This is a genomic window from Pseudoalteromonas sp. Bsw20308 (genome assembly GCF_000310105.2).
Classification (GTDB): domain Bacteria; phylum Pseudomonadota; class Gammaproteobacteria; order Enterobacterales; family Alteromonadaceae; genus Pseudoalteromonas; species Pseudoalteromonas fuliginea.
In genome coordinates this window covers 1812774-1827343 of record NZ_CP013138.1, presented here as the reverse complement: position 1 = coordinate 1827343, position 14570 = coordinate 1812774, and the positions used below count along the sequence as shown (strand labels likewise).

At 38.2% G+C, this 14570-nt stretch carries 11 protein-coding genes and 1 tRNA gene; 4 read left to right on the top strand and 8 right to left on the bottom strand.

The window, feature by feature from the left end; genetic code table 11:
- Positions 1 to 170: 170 nt before the first annotated feature.
- Positions 171 to 247: transfer RNA gene (locus D172_RS07795), tRNA-Val, on the top strand.
- A gap of 149 nt (positions 248 to 396) precedes the next feature.
- Here the strand turns inward: D172_RS07795 and D172_RS07790 are convergent.
- The 4 genes from D172_RS07790 to D172_RS07775 all read right to left on the bottom strand — a co-directional run bounded on the left by D172_RS07790 (position 397) and on the right by D172_RS07775 (position 5386).
- Complete coding sequence (locus tag D172_RS07790) at positions 397 to 1164, bottom strand: hypothetical protein (RefSeq protein WP_007378513.1); 768 nt, start codon at positions 1162 to 1164, stop codon at positions 397 to 399.
- Between the two features lie 473 nt (positions 1165 to 1637).
- Positions 1638 to 2591, bottom strand: a complete 954-nt coding sequence (locus tag D172_RS07785; RefSeq protein ID WP_033023827.1) for a hypothetical protein — start codon at positions 2589 to 2591, stop codon at positions 1638 to 1640.
- 80 nt (positions 2592 to 2671) lie between these two features.
- Positions 2672 to 3874, bottom strand: a complete 1203-nt coding sequence (locus tag D172_RS07780) for a family 16 glycosylhydrolase (protein ID WP_007378515.1) — start codon at positions 3872 to 3874, stop codon at positions 2672 to 2674.
- Positions 3875 to 4117: 243 nt separating this feature from the next.
- Positions 4118 to 5386, bottom strand: a complete 1269-nt coding sequence (locus D172_RS07775; protein ID WP_007378516.1) for a helix-turn-helix transcriptional regulator — start codon at positions 5384 to 5386, stop codon at positions 4118 to 4120.
- 303 nt (positions 5387 to 5689) lie between these two features.
- Here D172_RS07775 and D172_RS07770 point away from each other — a divergent pair, with 303 nt between their 5' ends.
- From D172_RS07770 to D172_RS07760, 3 genes are all read left to right on the top strand, one after another.
- On the top strand, positions 5690 to 8521 hold the full coding sequence (locus D172_RS07770; RefSeq protein ID WP_007378517.1) for a TonB-dependent receptor: 2832 nt from the start codon (positions 5690 to 5692) through the stop codon (positions 8519 to 8521).
- A 150-nt stretch (positions 8522 to 8671) separates the two neighbouring features.
- Positions 8672 to 9409 (top strand): FadR/GntR family transcriptional regulator, encoded by a 738-nt coding sequence (locus D172_RS07765; RefSeq protein WP_007378518.1) that lies wholly within the window; start codon positions 8672 to 8674, stop codon positions 9407 to 9409.
- A gap of 68 nt (positions 9410 to 9477) precedes the next feature.
- Positions 9478 to 10212 carry a FadR/GntR family transcriptional regulator gene (locus D172_RS07760; RefSeq protein WP_033023829.1) on the top strand — a complete coding sequence of 245 codons (735 nt, stop codon included), beginning with the start codon at positions 9478 to 9480 and terminating at the stop codon, positions 10210 to 10212.
- A gap of 97 nt (positions 10213 to 10309) precedes the next feature.
- On the opposite strand, the gene D172_RS07755 is transcribed toward D172_RS07760, so the two are convergent.
- From D172_RS07755 to D172_RS07740, 4 genes are read right to left on the bottom strand one after another with little or no spacing between them, the layout of a single operon-like run.
- Positions 10310 to 10930, bottom strand: a complete 621-nt coding sequence (locus D172_RS07755) for a 2-dehydro-3-deoxy-6-phosphogalactonate aldolase (RefSeq protein ID WP_007378520.1) — start codon at positions 10928 to 10930, stop codon at positions 10310 to 10312.
- Positions 10921 to 11928, bottom strand: a complete 1008-nt coding sequence (locus D172_RS07750; protein WP_007378521.1) for a 2-dehydro-3-deoxygalactonokinase — start codon at positions 11926 to 11928, stop codon at positions 10921 to 10923. The genes D172_RS07755 and D172_RS07750 overlap by 10 nt, the downstream gene beginning before the upstream one ends.
- 18 nt (positions 11929 to 11946) lie before the next feature.
- Complete coding sequence (locus D172_RS07745; protein WP_007378522.1) at positions 11947 to 13110, bottom strand: mandelate racemase/muconate lactonizing enzyme family protein; 1164 nt, start codon at positions 13108 to 13110, stop codon at positions 11947 to 11949.
- Between the two features lie 10 nt (positions 13111 to 13120).
- Positions 13121 to 14548, bottom strand: a complete 1428-nt coding sequence (locus tag D172_RS07740; RefSeq protein WP_007378523.1) for an NAD-dependent succinate-semialdehyde dehydrogenase — start codon at positions 14546 to 14548, stop codon at positions 13121 to 13123.
- Positions 14549 to 14570 lie beyond the last annotated feature (22 nt).

Sequence of the window (14570 nt, the reverse complement as noted above, 5' to 3'; positions counted from 1 at the left end):
CAGTCGTACCAACGTTTAAGTAAAATAAATAAAAGTACATCTGAAGGAAAGAGCACTACCTACTCTTGACCACCCGGTCCAAGGGTCAGTAACTCGAATCCACTCAGTCGTACCAACATTTATTCTTAACTTAAAGAGTAAATCTATTTAAGTTAAACCTCAAAAATTGTACGACTGTAGCTCAGTTGGTTAGAGCACTACCTTGACATGGTAGGGGTCGGTGGTTCGAATCCACTCAGTCGTACCACTTCAAAGTAATAAAAAACCAAAAAAACACTTCCCACTCTTGATCACCCGCTCCAAAGGTCGATGGTTCCAATCCACTCAGTCGTACCAATTCAAAGTAATAAAAAACCAAAAAAAGCACTACCCATAGGTTCTGCTTTAGGATTTGCTCTAATTATTAGAAACAAATTCGACTTTAAACTCGCCTAAACCTTCATATTTAATTGACGTTACCTCATTTATATCTAACTCCATCACACCGTTATAAGAACCGGTAATGAAAATTTGATCTGTTTTTAATTCAAAGCCATTAGCCGCTAAGAAATTTATAGCCCAATAAAGTGGCTCCTGTGGCAAGTGAGCTGGGTGTTTACCAATATGATTTGACTCCCTATCGCCTTGCTTAACAGTAATATGTATGTTGCTGCTCTCATATACTTTTTTAATGTCTACTTTAGGGCCTAAATAAACACCTTGATTAGACAAACCATCCGCTAATTTTTCGAAATGTGTAGCCGAATAATCGTCTGTGAATCTATTTTGAATAAGCTCTAAAGCAAGGTGGGCACTACCAATTGCATTATCTACCTCTTCATTTTTATATTCTTTAAAGATATCTAAATTTTTATTCAACACAAAGGCAATTTCAGGCTCCATTAATGCTTTATCGTTCTTTGTAATAAGCTCGCAATGTTCGATCGATTTAATTGGCATGTGAAGAAGAGGAGCTAAAATGTATGCACCATTGTCTAATGGCAACATACATTTCCAGCCATAAACCGTGTTATTATTTAGCTTAATCATTAATTTTTGTACATTAATTACGTCATTCATTGAGCTAATAGTCAGGTTTTCAGGGAAATCTGAAACTTCATTATTGTGCCCTCTTTTATTCAATAAATACTTTGCAATACTGGTAAACTTTGATGAGTTAGTCATTTTATTCCTATTAAATCAATTTATAACAAGGCTTAATCACGGCGTGAAGTTTGTAACCTAGTGAGCTCGATAACTGCTCCTGCGTTACTCTACTGGCTTACATTCATGTAAGAATAAGTAAAAACCGAGTAAAGCTTCCGTGTCCTGCTCACGCCCCTTATCTGCATCAATATAAGCAACAAAGAGTTAATCATCCCTAGAAAGAACCCAAGGGCGCGAATGTTTGGTATTTATGCTGCGTTATCAACTATTTATTGGGAATAACCACACTACACAGGCTCTGCGCCGCCTAAAAACCAAACAAATTGCTGTAAATTCAACCTCCCAAGTTCAACACGACCTAAGCATTTTCTATTCAAAGTACGGCTTTTAGATTAAGTATTTCCTGATAATCATGCAGCAACATACACACCAAAACATACTACATTTACATACATTAAGTGTATTGTTTAGCTTTGCTTATTATAGGTTTATTACAATTTATCAAACAAACGGGCACGCAATGTTGGGTTGTGAATTTGCTCTATTAGCGGAGTAAGGCCAACTATGGATGAGCCTGTATAGTCAATATAGCTCTGTATCGCGTAAAATTTTGCTTCCTCACCCTCTAACATATGTATCCATTCTAGTGCCTTATTAAGTTCACCTTCTGGCCATTGACTAATAATAGAGTACGCTAAATCTGGCTGTAATAATGATGGGTAAGTATAAAATTCATCTTGTAGCTTTTGTGGGTTTTGACTCGTTAATTGTAGCGCTAGTTCATGTTGAATTAGTTTACGATCATTCGCTTTTATTTGTGTATTTATTTCAAGGTATTCTAGTAACTGAATAGGATCGTGTTTTGCCCACACTTTTAACAAGCTGAGTTCAGCCTCTTTTTTGATATTGGAATTATCTAATGCATTTAGCCAATCAATTGCATAATAAGGATTTACTTTCGCCTGTGCATTTAAGTATTCGTTAACAATATTCAAATTTGAATAAAACTCTTGTGTACTTAAGATGATGTCACTTGCTATTGATAAATTTTCTGAGATTAATATACGCATTACTTTACTGATATATAACGTACGTTCCTTAGTAGCACGTTGCTGATTAAGCCAACTCAAACAAGAATAAGGCGCTTTTTTTATCCACATTTTTAAAATGTCGCTTATTTTTTCTATACGTTGTTGTTGAGCGCCTATTAATAACGCTTTATTCAACATAATTATATATTGCGGCTTTTTAACTATAGACTTAGAGGCACTGTTGCTATTAAGTATTTTTTTTGTAAAACGTGGGGGAACGTCTACTTTATAAAATTTAATATTACCATCTTCTATTGGCTTATCATTAGGGCTATTTGCCAAATGTATACATACACAAGCTATTATTAAGCACATAAAAGTAAGACCCAAGCGGCGTAAATTTGTATTCGTCATATTATTAAGTCCCTAAAATCATTGCTCTGCGACTTGAAAATAGCATGCCTCAAATCCTTTTGAGGCTAATTAGTTTTAATTTATATTACACTCACGGCTAAAGTATCTATTTTGCCTTTATTTTTAGTTTTAACCGTAATTGTCGCGCTGCCTTTATTTTTGGCTTTAACAACTCCGGCATTATTCACGGTAGCTACATTTTTATTGCTAGTAGAATAAATAACATTTTTGTTCGTTGCGCAGGCAGGTAACACCGTCGATTCAATCGTTGCTGACTGGCCTTTTCTCAACGCTTGTGTTGGTGAACTTATACTCACACTGTTAACACCAACCCACGTATCAGGGCATGAATTCCCGCCCTGAGAATCCCCTCCATCTGGATTTGTATTATTCCCAACTTTTACCCATGATCTAACATAATCAACTTCCATAGACGTTGGAAAACCTTGCTCTGAGTTATTAGCTGATGGATAAAATTGATTACACTTCCACTCGGTATGCGGGGCGCGAAGACCTTGCGATAGAGTTAGATTCATTTGGCGATGCCAATAAAGATTTTTTTTCTGACCTACAACAACGCCATCTACATACCACGTAATGTCATCTTTAGTTACATTAACTCCATAGGTATGAAAATCATTACGCGGATCAAAAGGTAGGTGGTAGCCGCTATGGTTTGTATCAGGAAATGTACCAGGGCGCATCCAAGTAGGCTTGCCATTTTTTACTACAATATTATGCAGATCATGGTCTGACTCTCTTACCGAGCGTTTTTGAGTTAGCTCCACTACATCTATTTCGCTGTACTGCACATCGCCTTCTTCAGTTAAAGAGCGGTCAATTGTGCTGTACATCCAAAATGCAGGTGAAACACCAGGAAACGTACTTGCGCCTTTAATGCGCGCTTCATAATATCCGTAGTTGCCTGTAGCTCTAGACTTAGCTACCCCTGATGTATAATAAAGTGGATAATTAGTCAGTTGTTTTTGATTACATCCATCCCAAAAGTTACGCTGATGCGTTTCACGCTTAGTTGTAAGCTTTAATTTTCCATCGGAGACGGTTGCATTTTCATTCTTCCAAGACCAAACACCGTAGTTTTCAGTTTGAAAATTCCACTTAGTCGCGTCTTTTACATCGAACTCATCCGAGCGCTTAACTTGTAAAATCCATGTTTCGCCAGGTTTTGCTATAGGTGGTTGCATGTCTGCTTGGGATGCTGAACTTATTAGTAGCATACCTAACGCTGATACCGGTAAAATTACTGTATTTGTAAGGTTCATTATTTATCCATTAGTTGTCAGTATAAACCGAATCTGTAAACACATAAAAACTGTGTACAGAATTGCGTGGTCAGGCATTAATTTACACAGGGAAACAAGGTTATTTAACTGCATAATTTAATGCCTAACATCAGCCGATAAATTGCACGAATGCAACATGGCCGATTAGCTAATTTAATATGAAAATAATGGTATAAACCTCAAAATATGGGTACTAAGTTCTCTAAAAACGGCTTTTACCCATTATTTAGTTGTAGTTTTCCCAGTAAAAATATCTTTAAATTGCCTCGGGGTAAAGTTTGTTCTTTTTTTGAAAACCGTAGCAAAATAATTTGAATTATTAAAACCAACCTCAAAGGCCGTTTCTGTTACGGACTTTTCAAGCAACATAACCTTTGCTTTTTCTATTCGTATATCAATTATTTGATTGTTAATTGTATTACTTGTTGCCTGCCTAAATTGCTTTATTAAGTAAGAACGACTTACTCCAATGGCACAGGCAATTATGTCAATGTTAATGTTTTTAGAGTAATTTTTGTCGATATATCGCTGCGCAGCTCTTACAACATCTTCATTAACACTAACCCCTTTGGTATTAGTGTTATGCTTTACTAAATGTTTGTCGGATAGAAAAATGTAAGTAACTTGGGAAAAATATTTATTAACGTATTTAAAGACCGAGGCTAAGTAACGTTTATTTAGCTGTGATTTTACGACGCCGAAACATACTATTAAATTAGCTTTTTTAAGCTTATTCTTGAGCAAAAGAGAGCTATTTATAAACTTATTTTTATCCAATGTATGATTTTTTTCAGGTTTAAAGAGTGACGCTGGCGCAGTATTTAACCTAAGCGCGTTATTTGTAATGTATATATCTTTAAATATTGCTGCAGCCCAAATTAGACCACAAACACTTGTACCCGCATAATAGAATACCCAATGCTGGTAAACACTCCCTAGCACAGCGACAACACCTAAACATAATGCACTGTATATATAGCCATGGTTTTTCAGATTTTTCCCATGCAAAAGCAAATATCCACATGGCAAAATTAATAACATCATAATAGCCACTACCTGTAAGTAATAAACATGGTTTATTACCAGCCAAGTAAAAGGTCCAATAACGACCCCAAAATCTAAAAGCACGTTTATTTTAGGGTGAGTCAAATCAGTTAATACCAAATAACTAAGTGAAAATACAAAGCCAAAAGCGTAGCTGAAATATTGTACTGCATGGGGCAGCAATATGTCTGATTGTCTAAAAAGGGCAACCAATAAAGAAGGAAGTCCGAACCAAAAAAATAAAATAGTACGCCCGAGCTGCAGGTAAGGTTTAGTATGCTCAATAGGAAGTGCGTTAAGTAAAGGCCCGCACAAATAAAAAATAAATGTAATAAAAAATATTACATAATAGTTATAGGCAGTACCAAAACGTTTACGTACGAGAGAGAAGTAAACCAGTGCCATAAAAAATATATTAGCTACCAATAACGGAATAATACAACGCATAAATATATCCCACGTTAATAGGTTTTCTATCAAACTTTACCCTACCTTTTATGTATTCAATTAACTAACATATTATGTTTATATAAATAACACAAATAAGCCAGTTTAATTTTGTGTTTAAGTAGCATGTGGGAACTAAAATCGCGAATACAAAATGTGTTTTACAAATTTAACTTGACGCCAATACATGTGATGTTTAGATTCGTATGACGTAACATTGCTTTAAGTTTATTTATCAAATATACGGGGTCATTAGTAAATACCTTTAATCTGACACAACTACACACCAATATGGAGATCACTATGTATCATAAGAAAAAGATTGTGCTTGCTATTTTAGCTACCCTTTCAAGTTGCTCTTTTGCACAAGCGGCTACACAAAGCGAAGGTAAAGGTGACACTGAAATAATTGTAGTTACGGGCGTTCGCTCAAGTTTAGAGGCCGCGTCCTCATTAAAACGTTACAGCGATAGTGTTCAAGATAGTATTGTTGCTGAAGATATTGGTAAGTTTCCAGATCAAAACGTTGCCGAATCCTTGCAGCGTATTCCAGGTGTTTCAATTAACCGTGTAAATGGTGAGGGCTCAAAAATAACAGTTCGTGGTTTCGGCCCAGAATTTAACGTTGTTACTTTAAACGGACGTACATTAGCAACCTCTGAAATTGGTCGCTCATTTGATTTTCAAGTATTAGCAGCAGAGCTAATTTCGGGGGCTGATGTAGTTAAGTCTCCCACCGCTAAAACGCCTGAAGGCAGTATTGGTGCTTATGTTAACGTTAAAACAGCACGCCCTTTAGATAATCCAGGATTGCATGTGCTGGGCTCTATAAACGCTAAATACAGTGAGCTTTCTGGCGAAACAAGCCCTGAATACTCTGCATTATTTAGCAATACGTTTGCTGATGAAACATTCGGGTTTAATATTGCTCTTTCGCAACAAAAAAGTGATAACCGATACGATTCAATGGGTACAACTCGCTGGTTATTACTTAATAATGAGCCAGGTGTTATTGAAGGCGACATTCATAATTTAGATGGAAATGTGGTGACGCCGAGCATGCTTCGCCATGCAGGTCGAATTGAGTACGCATTAGGACAAGAGCATCGCGAACGTATTGGTATTAATACCAGTTTTCAGTGGGCGCCAGATTCAAGTTTCACTAATACATTTGATTACATGTATACCGACCTCTCGGTAGAAACTCAAACTCAAGGTTTACAAGCCGGTTTACAATATCCTAATTGGCGAAATGTGGTCGTGTCAGACAAGGGTACAATTTTATCAGGCACTAAGTTTTCGGGAAGAACACTGGGCGGAACCGGTGACAATGTAGATTTTAGAATTGATGGTTTATTTCAAGAGCTTGAATCAAAATCAAAAACACAGGCGTTTGGATTTAATTCTGTAAAAGAGTTTGATGTATTAACGCTTGAGTTTGATATAAGCCATTCAACATCTAAATCAACGCCGCGAAATGACTTATTAGTTCCTAATTATATCTCACCTGAGCGAAACGACAGTTTAGATTTTGATTTTAGAAACACTGATACCGTTAATTTAGACACAACCATTGATTATGCTTCGCCGACAAGCGTAAGAGCACATTGGAATCAAGTTTCACATTACGAATTGCAAGACACGATTACGGAGCTACAAACAAAAGGGAAATACCTACTCGACTTAGAGTTCACTAAAAGCCTAACCTTAGATTCAATCGATTTTGGTATTGCGTATTCAGATCGTGAAAAAATAAGAGATCGCTTTGAAACATTCCATGAAGATAACTGTGGCTTAGTAGCACCCGATGCCGATATTTGTGGCGAACTTAGAGACATGCCTGATGACATATTTTCAGCAAGTCCCTATTCAGATTTTTTAAGCAGTGAGCCGGGTAATTTTCCGCGTGACTTTTTGTTTGCTGATATAAATAAATACCATAGCGCTATTCGTGATATGACCAAAAACCCAAATTGGCCAAACGAGCAATATAACGAAATTGCATCATCAAGTGTGAAAGAAGAGAAAATAAGTGCTTATTCGCAGTTGAACCTAAGCGGCTTAATTAGTGATTACGATTGGCGCGGTAATGTAGGAGTTCGTTACGTAAAAACTGATACAAGTTCAAGTGGTTACGGTAAACGACGTTTAGGTTATACCGGTGAACTTGATAATGGCCAACCTTTACTAGTAGTTGATTACACAGACCCAGGAAGCCTTAAAGCAAAAAATAGTTACACTAACTGGTTACCTAGTGTTAATTTTAGTATTAATTTAAGTGATAATTTATTGGTAAGAGCCGCAGCTGCTAAAGTAATGTCGCGCCCTGCCATTGACGACATTGGTGTACAAACAACGTATACAGATATGCAAGCAGGTAGCTTTTCTCAAACAGGTGGCAATCCTTATTTAGCACCCTATAAGGCTGATCAATACGATTTATCTTTTGAATATTATAGTGATAGCGGCGATGCTTACGCAGTTAACTTTTTCAAAAAGGATATATCTAGCACAATTGCACAAATAACTTATTTAGATAATACACCCGACATTTGGGATGGGTCGCAATATATTGATTCATCAGTAAGTATTGATGGATACGGCAATGTAAACGAAACCATTAATACGAAGCAAAACCAATCAGGCGGCTCAATTAGTGGGGTAGAACTTGCTGTACAACATAACATGGATTATTTACCGAGCTTTTTAAATGGCTTAGGTGTGCAAGCAAACTATACATGGGCTGATACAACAAATAAAAACACACAAAAAATAGAGCTTCCAGGTGTCACCGACCCTGGTGATAAATTGGAGGGATTTGCCGAAAACTCTTATAACATTGTTGCCTACTACGATAAAAATGCATTTCAAGCGCGTTTAGCCTACAACTGGCGAGATGACTTTTTAAGTAGCCGAGCAGGTATACGCAGTGGTGGATTACCAGAGCATACTGCAGCCTATGGTCAGCTCGACTTTAGTATGTCTTATGTGGTTAACGATAACTTTACGCTTACGGGCGAAGCAATAAATATAACTGATGAACGTACCTACCAATATGCCGATGTAAAAGAGCGTGTAATTAATACCCAATATACTGGTCCGCGCTACCGTATAGGTTTACGCGCTAAGTTTTAACGCTTTATTGCAGTAACCCAAATTGTTATAAAGATCGCTCATCAGCGATCTTTATTATATTCCCACTATGCAACGTTTAAAATTAGTTACCCCCCCTATTTTGTACACATTACATTGACCAGCCAAACATAATATGTTTATATTGAAGGTATGAGCGAACTTATATATTACGACCTAAAACAAACATCAGGAATGGCAGCGAGCCTTTCTGTTCAAGTGGCTAAAGAAATTGGCAGACGCATTGTGTCTGGATCATTTGAAGCCGGCAGTTTAATTGATGATGAAGATGCACTCGCTAAACGCTACCAAGTAAGCCGTGTGGTAGTACGCGATGCGGTAAAAATCTTAGTAAGCAAAGGTCTACTTGATGTACGCAGAGGTATTGGCACGCGTGTACTACCTCGAGATAGATGGAACATGCTGGACGATGACGTATTAGCATGGCATTTGTCAGCACCACCTAATCGTAAGTTTTTAGAGCAATTAATGGATGTTCGTTTGGCTTTTGAACCAAAAGCTGCTCGCTGGGCTGCAGAACGCGCACGTCCCGAAGATTTAATTGAAATTGCAGCTGCATGCGATCGCATGGCTGAAACAGATAATAGCGCAGAAGATTTTATTATTGCTGACTCTTTATTTCATAAAGCCATTATAAAAGCAGCTCAAAATAGCTTTTTAGCCTCAATGGAAGGCGTTATTTATTCTGCACTTTTAGTCAGTATTAAAGTAACAAATAAAGACCCCCGCGATAACGGTGCATCCATTCCATTTCATCGTGAAGTCTACGAAGCAATTGCTGCAAAAGATGCCGATAAAGCCGAATTACTCACCGAAAAACTCCTCAAAGATGCCAGCTTTCGTCTTTCTGCTACAGTAAATAGCAAATAGCCATTGTTTATTGTCGCAAATTCGTATAAATAGTATGTATAAATAAATAATACGGACACTAAGATACTATGAGCGAATTAACGTACTACGATCTAAGACGCAGCAGCGCCATGTCACCCAGCTTACCGGTGCAGGTAGCTAAAGAATTAGGCCGTAGAATTGTTGCTGGCACATATACTCCTGGCTCGCTAATTGATGATGAAAACCGTTTAGCTGAACGCTTTCAAGTAAGTCGAGTTGTTGTTCGTGATGCAGTAAAAATTCTTGTCGGTAAAGGACTTTTAGATGTCCGCCGAGGCATTGGCACTCGTGTAAAAACGCGTGATAACTGGGCTTTACTTGACGATGATGTTCTTGCATGGCATTTAAGCGCCCCACTTAACCCCGAGTTTTTAACTCAATTAATGGAATTTCGATTAGCATTTGAACCAAAAGCAGCCAGTGTAGCAGCCCAACGCGCAAAGCCTGAGGATATTAAAGCAATTGAAAATGCATTAAATGAAATGCAAAGTTCGGTAAGCGATTTAGATAAATTTGTTATTGCTGATGCACATTTTCATGGCGCTATTTTACGGGCTTCTCATAATGAATTATTCATTTCGATGGAATGCGTTATTTTTTCAGCGTTACTTGTCAGTATTAAAGTAACGAACCAAAGTGCACAAAGTAATCATGCTTCAATTCCATTTCACAGAGAAGTATTTGATGCTATTGCTACGGGTAATAGTGAAAAAGCTCAAGCCCTTACCGAAAAGCTTTTAGCTGATGCTAAAGCCAATTTAGCTAAGTTAATGGATATTTAATTTATTCTAAATAGCACCGCTAGCTCATCATTTAAAGTGAGAGGAATGATGAGCTAGCGATGCAAACACAACAACGTTTTTTATAAATTCAAATTAACTAAAGGTAATATGCAGCGTACTTTTTAGCATTAGCCGTAAACTCTTCTAAACCCATTCCTACTTTATATAAACCACTCCCTAAACCAAACCCTGATGCGCCTGCATCAACAAACTCATCTTGATTCTGAGGCGACACGCCACCGACAGGATAAATATCAATATTGGAAAGTACTGTGGTAATCGCTTTTAAACCTTTTGGACCTGCGGTATCTGCCGGAAAAAATTTAAGTGCGTCTGCACCAGCATGAAGTGCGGCAAAGCCTTCAGTCGGTGTATAAAATCCTGGTACGCTATACAGTCCTTTTAATTTACTAAAACGGATTAGCTCTACATCGCTATGCGGCGATATAATAATACGGCCACCCGCTTTAATTACTTGATTAACTTCGTCTTTGGTAACAACCGTACCTGCGCCAATAATGGCTATATCTGCGTACTTATCACTTAATAGCTTAATACTTTTAAATGCATCAGGAGAATTAAGTGGCACTTCAATTACGCGGTAGCCAATATCAATAAGTACCTCTGCATAATCAAGCACTTCGATTGGAGTAATACCTCGTAAAATAGCAACCAGTGGTAATTGTTTCATAGCGTGAGTTAACGAAATTAATGACATAATTGAGATTCCTTTTCAGTGACTAAACCCGCATTTATAGCAAGCGTAAACATGCCTTTAGTTGATGCTGTTGCACTGCTTAAAATAGAAGAAGTAAAGCCAAGTTCTTTTAACGCTTCACAATAGAGAGTGTTCAAGCTCGAGTTACCAATCAAATAAACATGCTTAATGTCATTTAACTTACTTCTAATACCCGCGAGCTCAGCGCCAATAAGTAAACCAGATATGTAACTTGGGACGTTTTGTAGCGCTAATTGTTTATCTAACTTCAAAGTACGCGCACTAAATAATGCACTTAATAAACTGCTTTGAACCTGACTAACCCCAACGCCTTTTAAAAAGCTGGGCATGTCTGTTTGAGTGCTAACTAGTGACTCTAACCCTTCACCTAAAATGCTTTGTTTAGTCAATAAATCAAACATTTCACCGGTCATGAAGGTGGTAAGGCTGGTGATTACTGTTTTATTTTGAGTATCTTTAGCAACTTCTACCCATTTAGAGTGTGTGCCTGGTAAGCAAAACATAGTCTCACCCAAGGTTTGATTACTTAGCTCACCCGCTGTTTGCTCTACATCTAAAACGGCGCCAAATACTTGTACTTCTTCACCACGCATTACATCACATACGTTATTTTCCATAACGTATTTAATACCCGGCACAATGCTAATTCGTAGATCTGCTTTATTATTTGCTTTGCAAAGGCTTACGCTCATACTGTCAAGGTTGGCTGGCGTATTTACATAGCCTGTATCTTGCCAACCAATTGCGCCGCCTACCATTCCAGCCATAATAATCGGCATTTTATATTCTAATAACCAATCTGATATATAGCTAAGTAATACGGTTTCTAAACAACCATTTTTAATCGAAAGTACGCCCTGCTCACCATTGACAGTATCTAAAATCATGCCTTTGTTATCGACTAAGAAAGCTCTAAAGTTGGAGCTTCCCCAGTCAACAATAATTAATGCTGGTAAGTTGCTTTTGTTATTACTCATGAACTCTGCCCTTAATTATTAAATTGATACTTCGTAATGTTTAATAAAATCAAGATCAGGCTCAATACCAAGGCCTGGACCTTGTGGTAGCGCAACAGTTCCGTTGTTATTTTTAACTTGCTCGTTAATGTTTAGAGACTCTTGCAATAGCTGCTCTCTAAATAAGTTTGGCGTTGTATCGTACTCAAGCATAGGCTGTACTGGGTGTGCAGCACCAGGTAAATCAGGTAATGCAGCCAATAAATGTAGGTTAGTGCCAACCGCAATAGCCGAACCCCACACATGGTTTATAACAGGAACAAAATGCGCGTGCGCCATCGCTAATACTTTTTGATACTCGGTAATACCACCTAGTGCACATACTTCTGGTTGCAATAAATCGACGCAGCGGTTTTTAATTAAATCTCTAAAGCCCCAACGAGTAAATTCAGCTTCGCCACCAGCAATGCTCATATCAAGTGCTTCACATAAATCGCGGTAGCCTTGATGATCCTCTGGTGCGACCGGTTCTTCGAACCAGTACACGCCTAAATTTTGCAGCTCTCGACCTAGCGGAATAGCTTCGCGCGCGGTGTATGCATGGTTAGCGTCAACCATTAGCCGCATATCGCGACCAATGCCTTTTCGCACAGCTTCAACAAGCTTTATATCGCGATCTGGTGAAAGGCCTATTTTCATTTTCATTGCCGTAAAGCCCATTTCTTTAATACGTTGGCTTTCTTCGGTAAAGCGTTCTTCTAGGTTAGGAAACTTTTGTAGCATCATTCCGTAACCATAAGCAGGAATGCGGTCTCTAAAAGCTCCCCCTAGTAACTTATAAACGGGTTGATCTAAAAACTTACCTGCAATGTCCCACAGAGCAATATCTACCCCTGATAAGGACTGAATAGGCATACCTTTTTGACCATGATCGCGCAGTAAGTTATAAACTTTATGCCAAATTACTTCTCTGTCGAGTGGGTCCATTCCCAAAATCATGGGTTGAATAACATGCTCAACAATTGTTTTATTAGCAAATGCCACGCCACCACCGCCAAAACATTCGCCCCAACCTGTAATACCTATGTCGGTACGAACTTCAACTAAATGCGCAGTGCGTTTAGCGTAATATTGCTGCGAATAACCAAGTTCTTCGTCTAGGTCATATTGTAAAACGTGGCTAATAATTTGAGTGATTTTCATTGTCTGTTCCTTAAACCTTTAACGCACGTGAAACACGTTTATATGCAAGGTAGTCATCTAAAGCTAATAACGAGCAATCAGCCCCAACACCCGATTGTTTAATGCCAAAGTGCGGTAAATTAATACTGTATTTAATACCGTTTACTTGTACTTCGCCAAAACGTAAATGCTTTGCAAAGTGAGATATTGTGTCTTCGTTGCTGCTAAAAATAAATGAGCTCAAACCAGCATCGGTGTCGTTCGCATCTTTAAGTACCTGTTCTTCATCGCTAAATGTAACAATGCTAATAACCGGGCCAAATATTTCTTCTTTGTAAATTTTCATGTTCGAGTCAATATTGGTAAGCACCGTTGGCTCGTAAAAATAGCCAATAACACCTGCGGGCTTTTTACCACCACACTGTAATTTAGCGCCATTTTGCTGTGCATCTTTGACAAGATCATCAATACGCTGCCATGAGTTAGCATCCATAACGGGGCCCATATCAATGGCCTCGTTTTTATCAAAACCAACTTTTACTGCTTTTGCACGAGTAAGTACTTTTTCAATAAATTCATCAGCAACGCTTTCGTGTACAAATACACGATTTGGAGTAACACAAATTTGCCCTGCGTTGGCAAACTTAACGCCACAAATTACATCTGCTGCGTTATCTAAATTTGCATCGCTACATACAATGGCAGGTGCATTACCACCAAGCTCCATTGAATAACGCTTGATTGACGTAGCACCTGTTGCAATTACATGCTTACCCACATTAGTAGAACCAATTAAAGTAAGTACAGAGGGAATAGTTGACGCTGAAATAGCATCACCTACGGTGCTATCCGTGCCCGAAAGTATGTTAACCACACCAGCTGGCAAGCCGATTTTTTCACATAATTCGCCTACAGCATAAGCAGACAAAGGCGTTTTACTTGACGGCTTTACTACAAGCGGACAACCAGCAGCCATTGCTGGGCCTAATTTATAAGCTAAGTTTAATAATGGAAAGTTCCATGCTAAAAATGCTGCAGCCACACCAACAGGTTCACGCGAAAGAACGTGGCTGTGCGTACCTTCATTATCTGTTAATTCTTCATCGGCGATATTAACAATGGCATCAGCGTAAAAATTAAGGCTATCAACTAACATTTGAAAGTCGTCAACTGTTGACTGCCATGGTTTAGCCATTTCTAAATGCACACATTCACGTAAATGTTGCTCGTTTGCAATTACCGCATCACGCAGTTTAAGCATCCATTGAGCACGCTCTGTTGCAGGCGTTGTAGACCAACTTAAAAATGCTTCTTGCGCAGACTCTAAGGCCATGTTTGCCTCATCAATACCTGCAGCCGAAATTTCGCCTACAACTTCGAGTGTTGCAGGATTAATAATTTCAGTCGTTGCGTCACTCGTTATTAATTTTCCACCAATATACAATTGTTTAGAAAGCATTCTGTCGCTCCATTATTATCTA

Coding starts and splice junctions, on each gene's coding strand:
- D172_RS07790 (WP_007378513.1), bottom strand. CDS start 1,164: ATGACTAACTCATCAAAGTTTACCAGTATTGCAAAGTATTTATTGAAT.
- D172_RS07785 (WP_033023827.1), bottom strand. CDS start 2,591: ATGACGAATACAAATTTACGCCGCTTGGGTCTTACTTTTATGTGCTTA.
- D172_RS07780 (WP_007378515.1), bottom strand. CDS start 3,874: ATGAACCTTACAAATACAGTAATTTTACCGGTATCAGCGTTAGGTATG.
- D172_RS07775 (WP_007378516.1), bottom strand. CDS start 5,386: ATGCGTTGTATTATTCCGTTATTGGTAGCTAATATATTTTTTATGGCA.
- D172_RS07770 (WP_007378517.1), top strand. CDS start 5,690: ATGTATCATAAGAAAAAGATTGTGCTTGCTATTTTAGCTACCCTTTCA.
- D172_RS07765 (WP_007378518.1), top strand. CDS start 8,672: ATGAGCGAACTTATATATTACGACCTAAAACAAACATCAGGAATGGCA.
- D172_RS07760 (WP_033023829.1), top strand. CDS start 9,478: ATGAGCGAATTAACGTACTACGATCTAAGACGCAGCAGCGCCATGTCA.
- D172_RS07755 (WP_007378520.1), bottom strand. CDS start 10,930: ATGTCATTAATTTCGTTAACTCACGCTATGAAACAATTACCACTGGTT.
- D172_RS07750 (WP_007378521.1), bottom strand. CDS start 11,928: ATGAGTAATAACAAAAGCAACTTACCAGCATTAATTATTGTTGACTGG.
- D172_RS07745 (WP_007378522.1), bottom strand. CDS start 13,110: ATGAAAATCACTCAAATTATTAGCCACGTTTTACAATATGACCTAGAC.
- D172_RS07740 (WP_007378523.1), bottom strand. CDS start 14,548: ATGCTTTCTAAACAATTGTATATTGGTGGAAAATTAATAACGAGTGAC.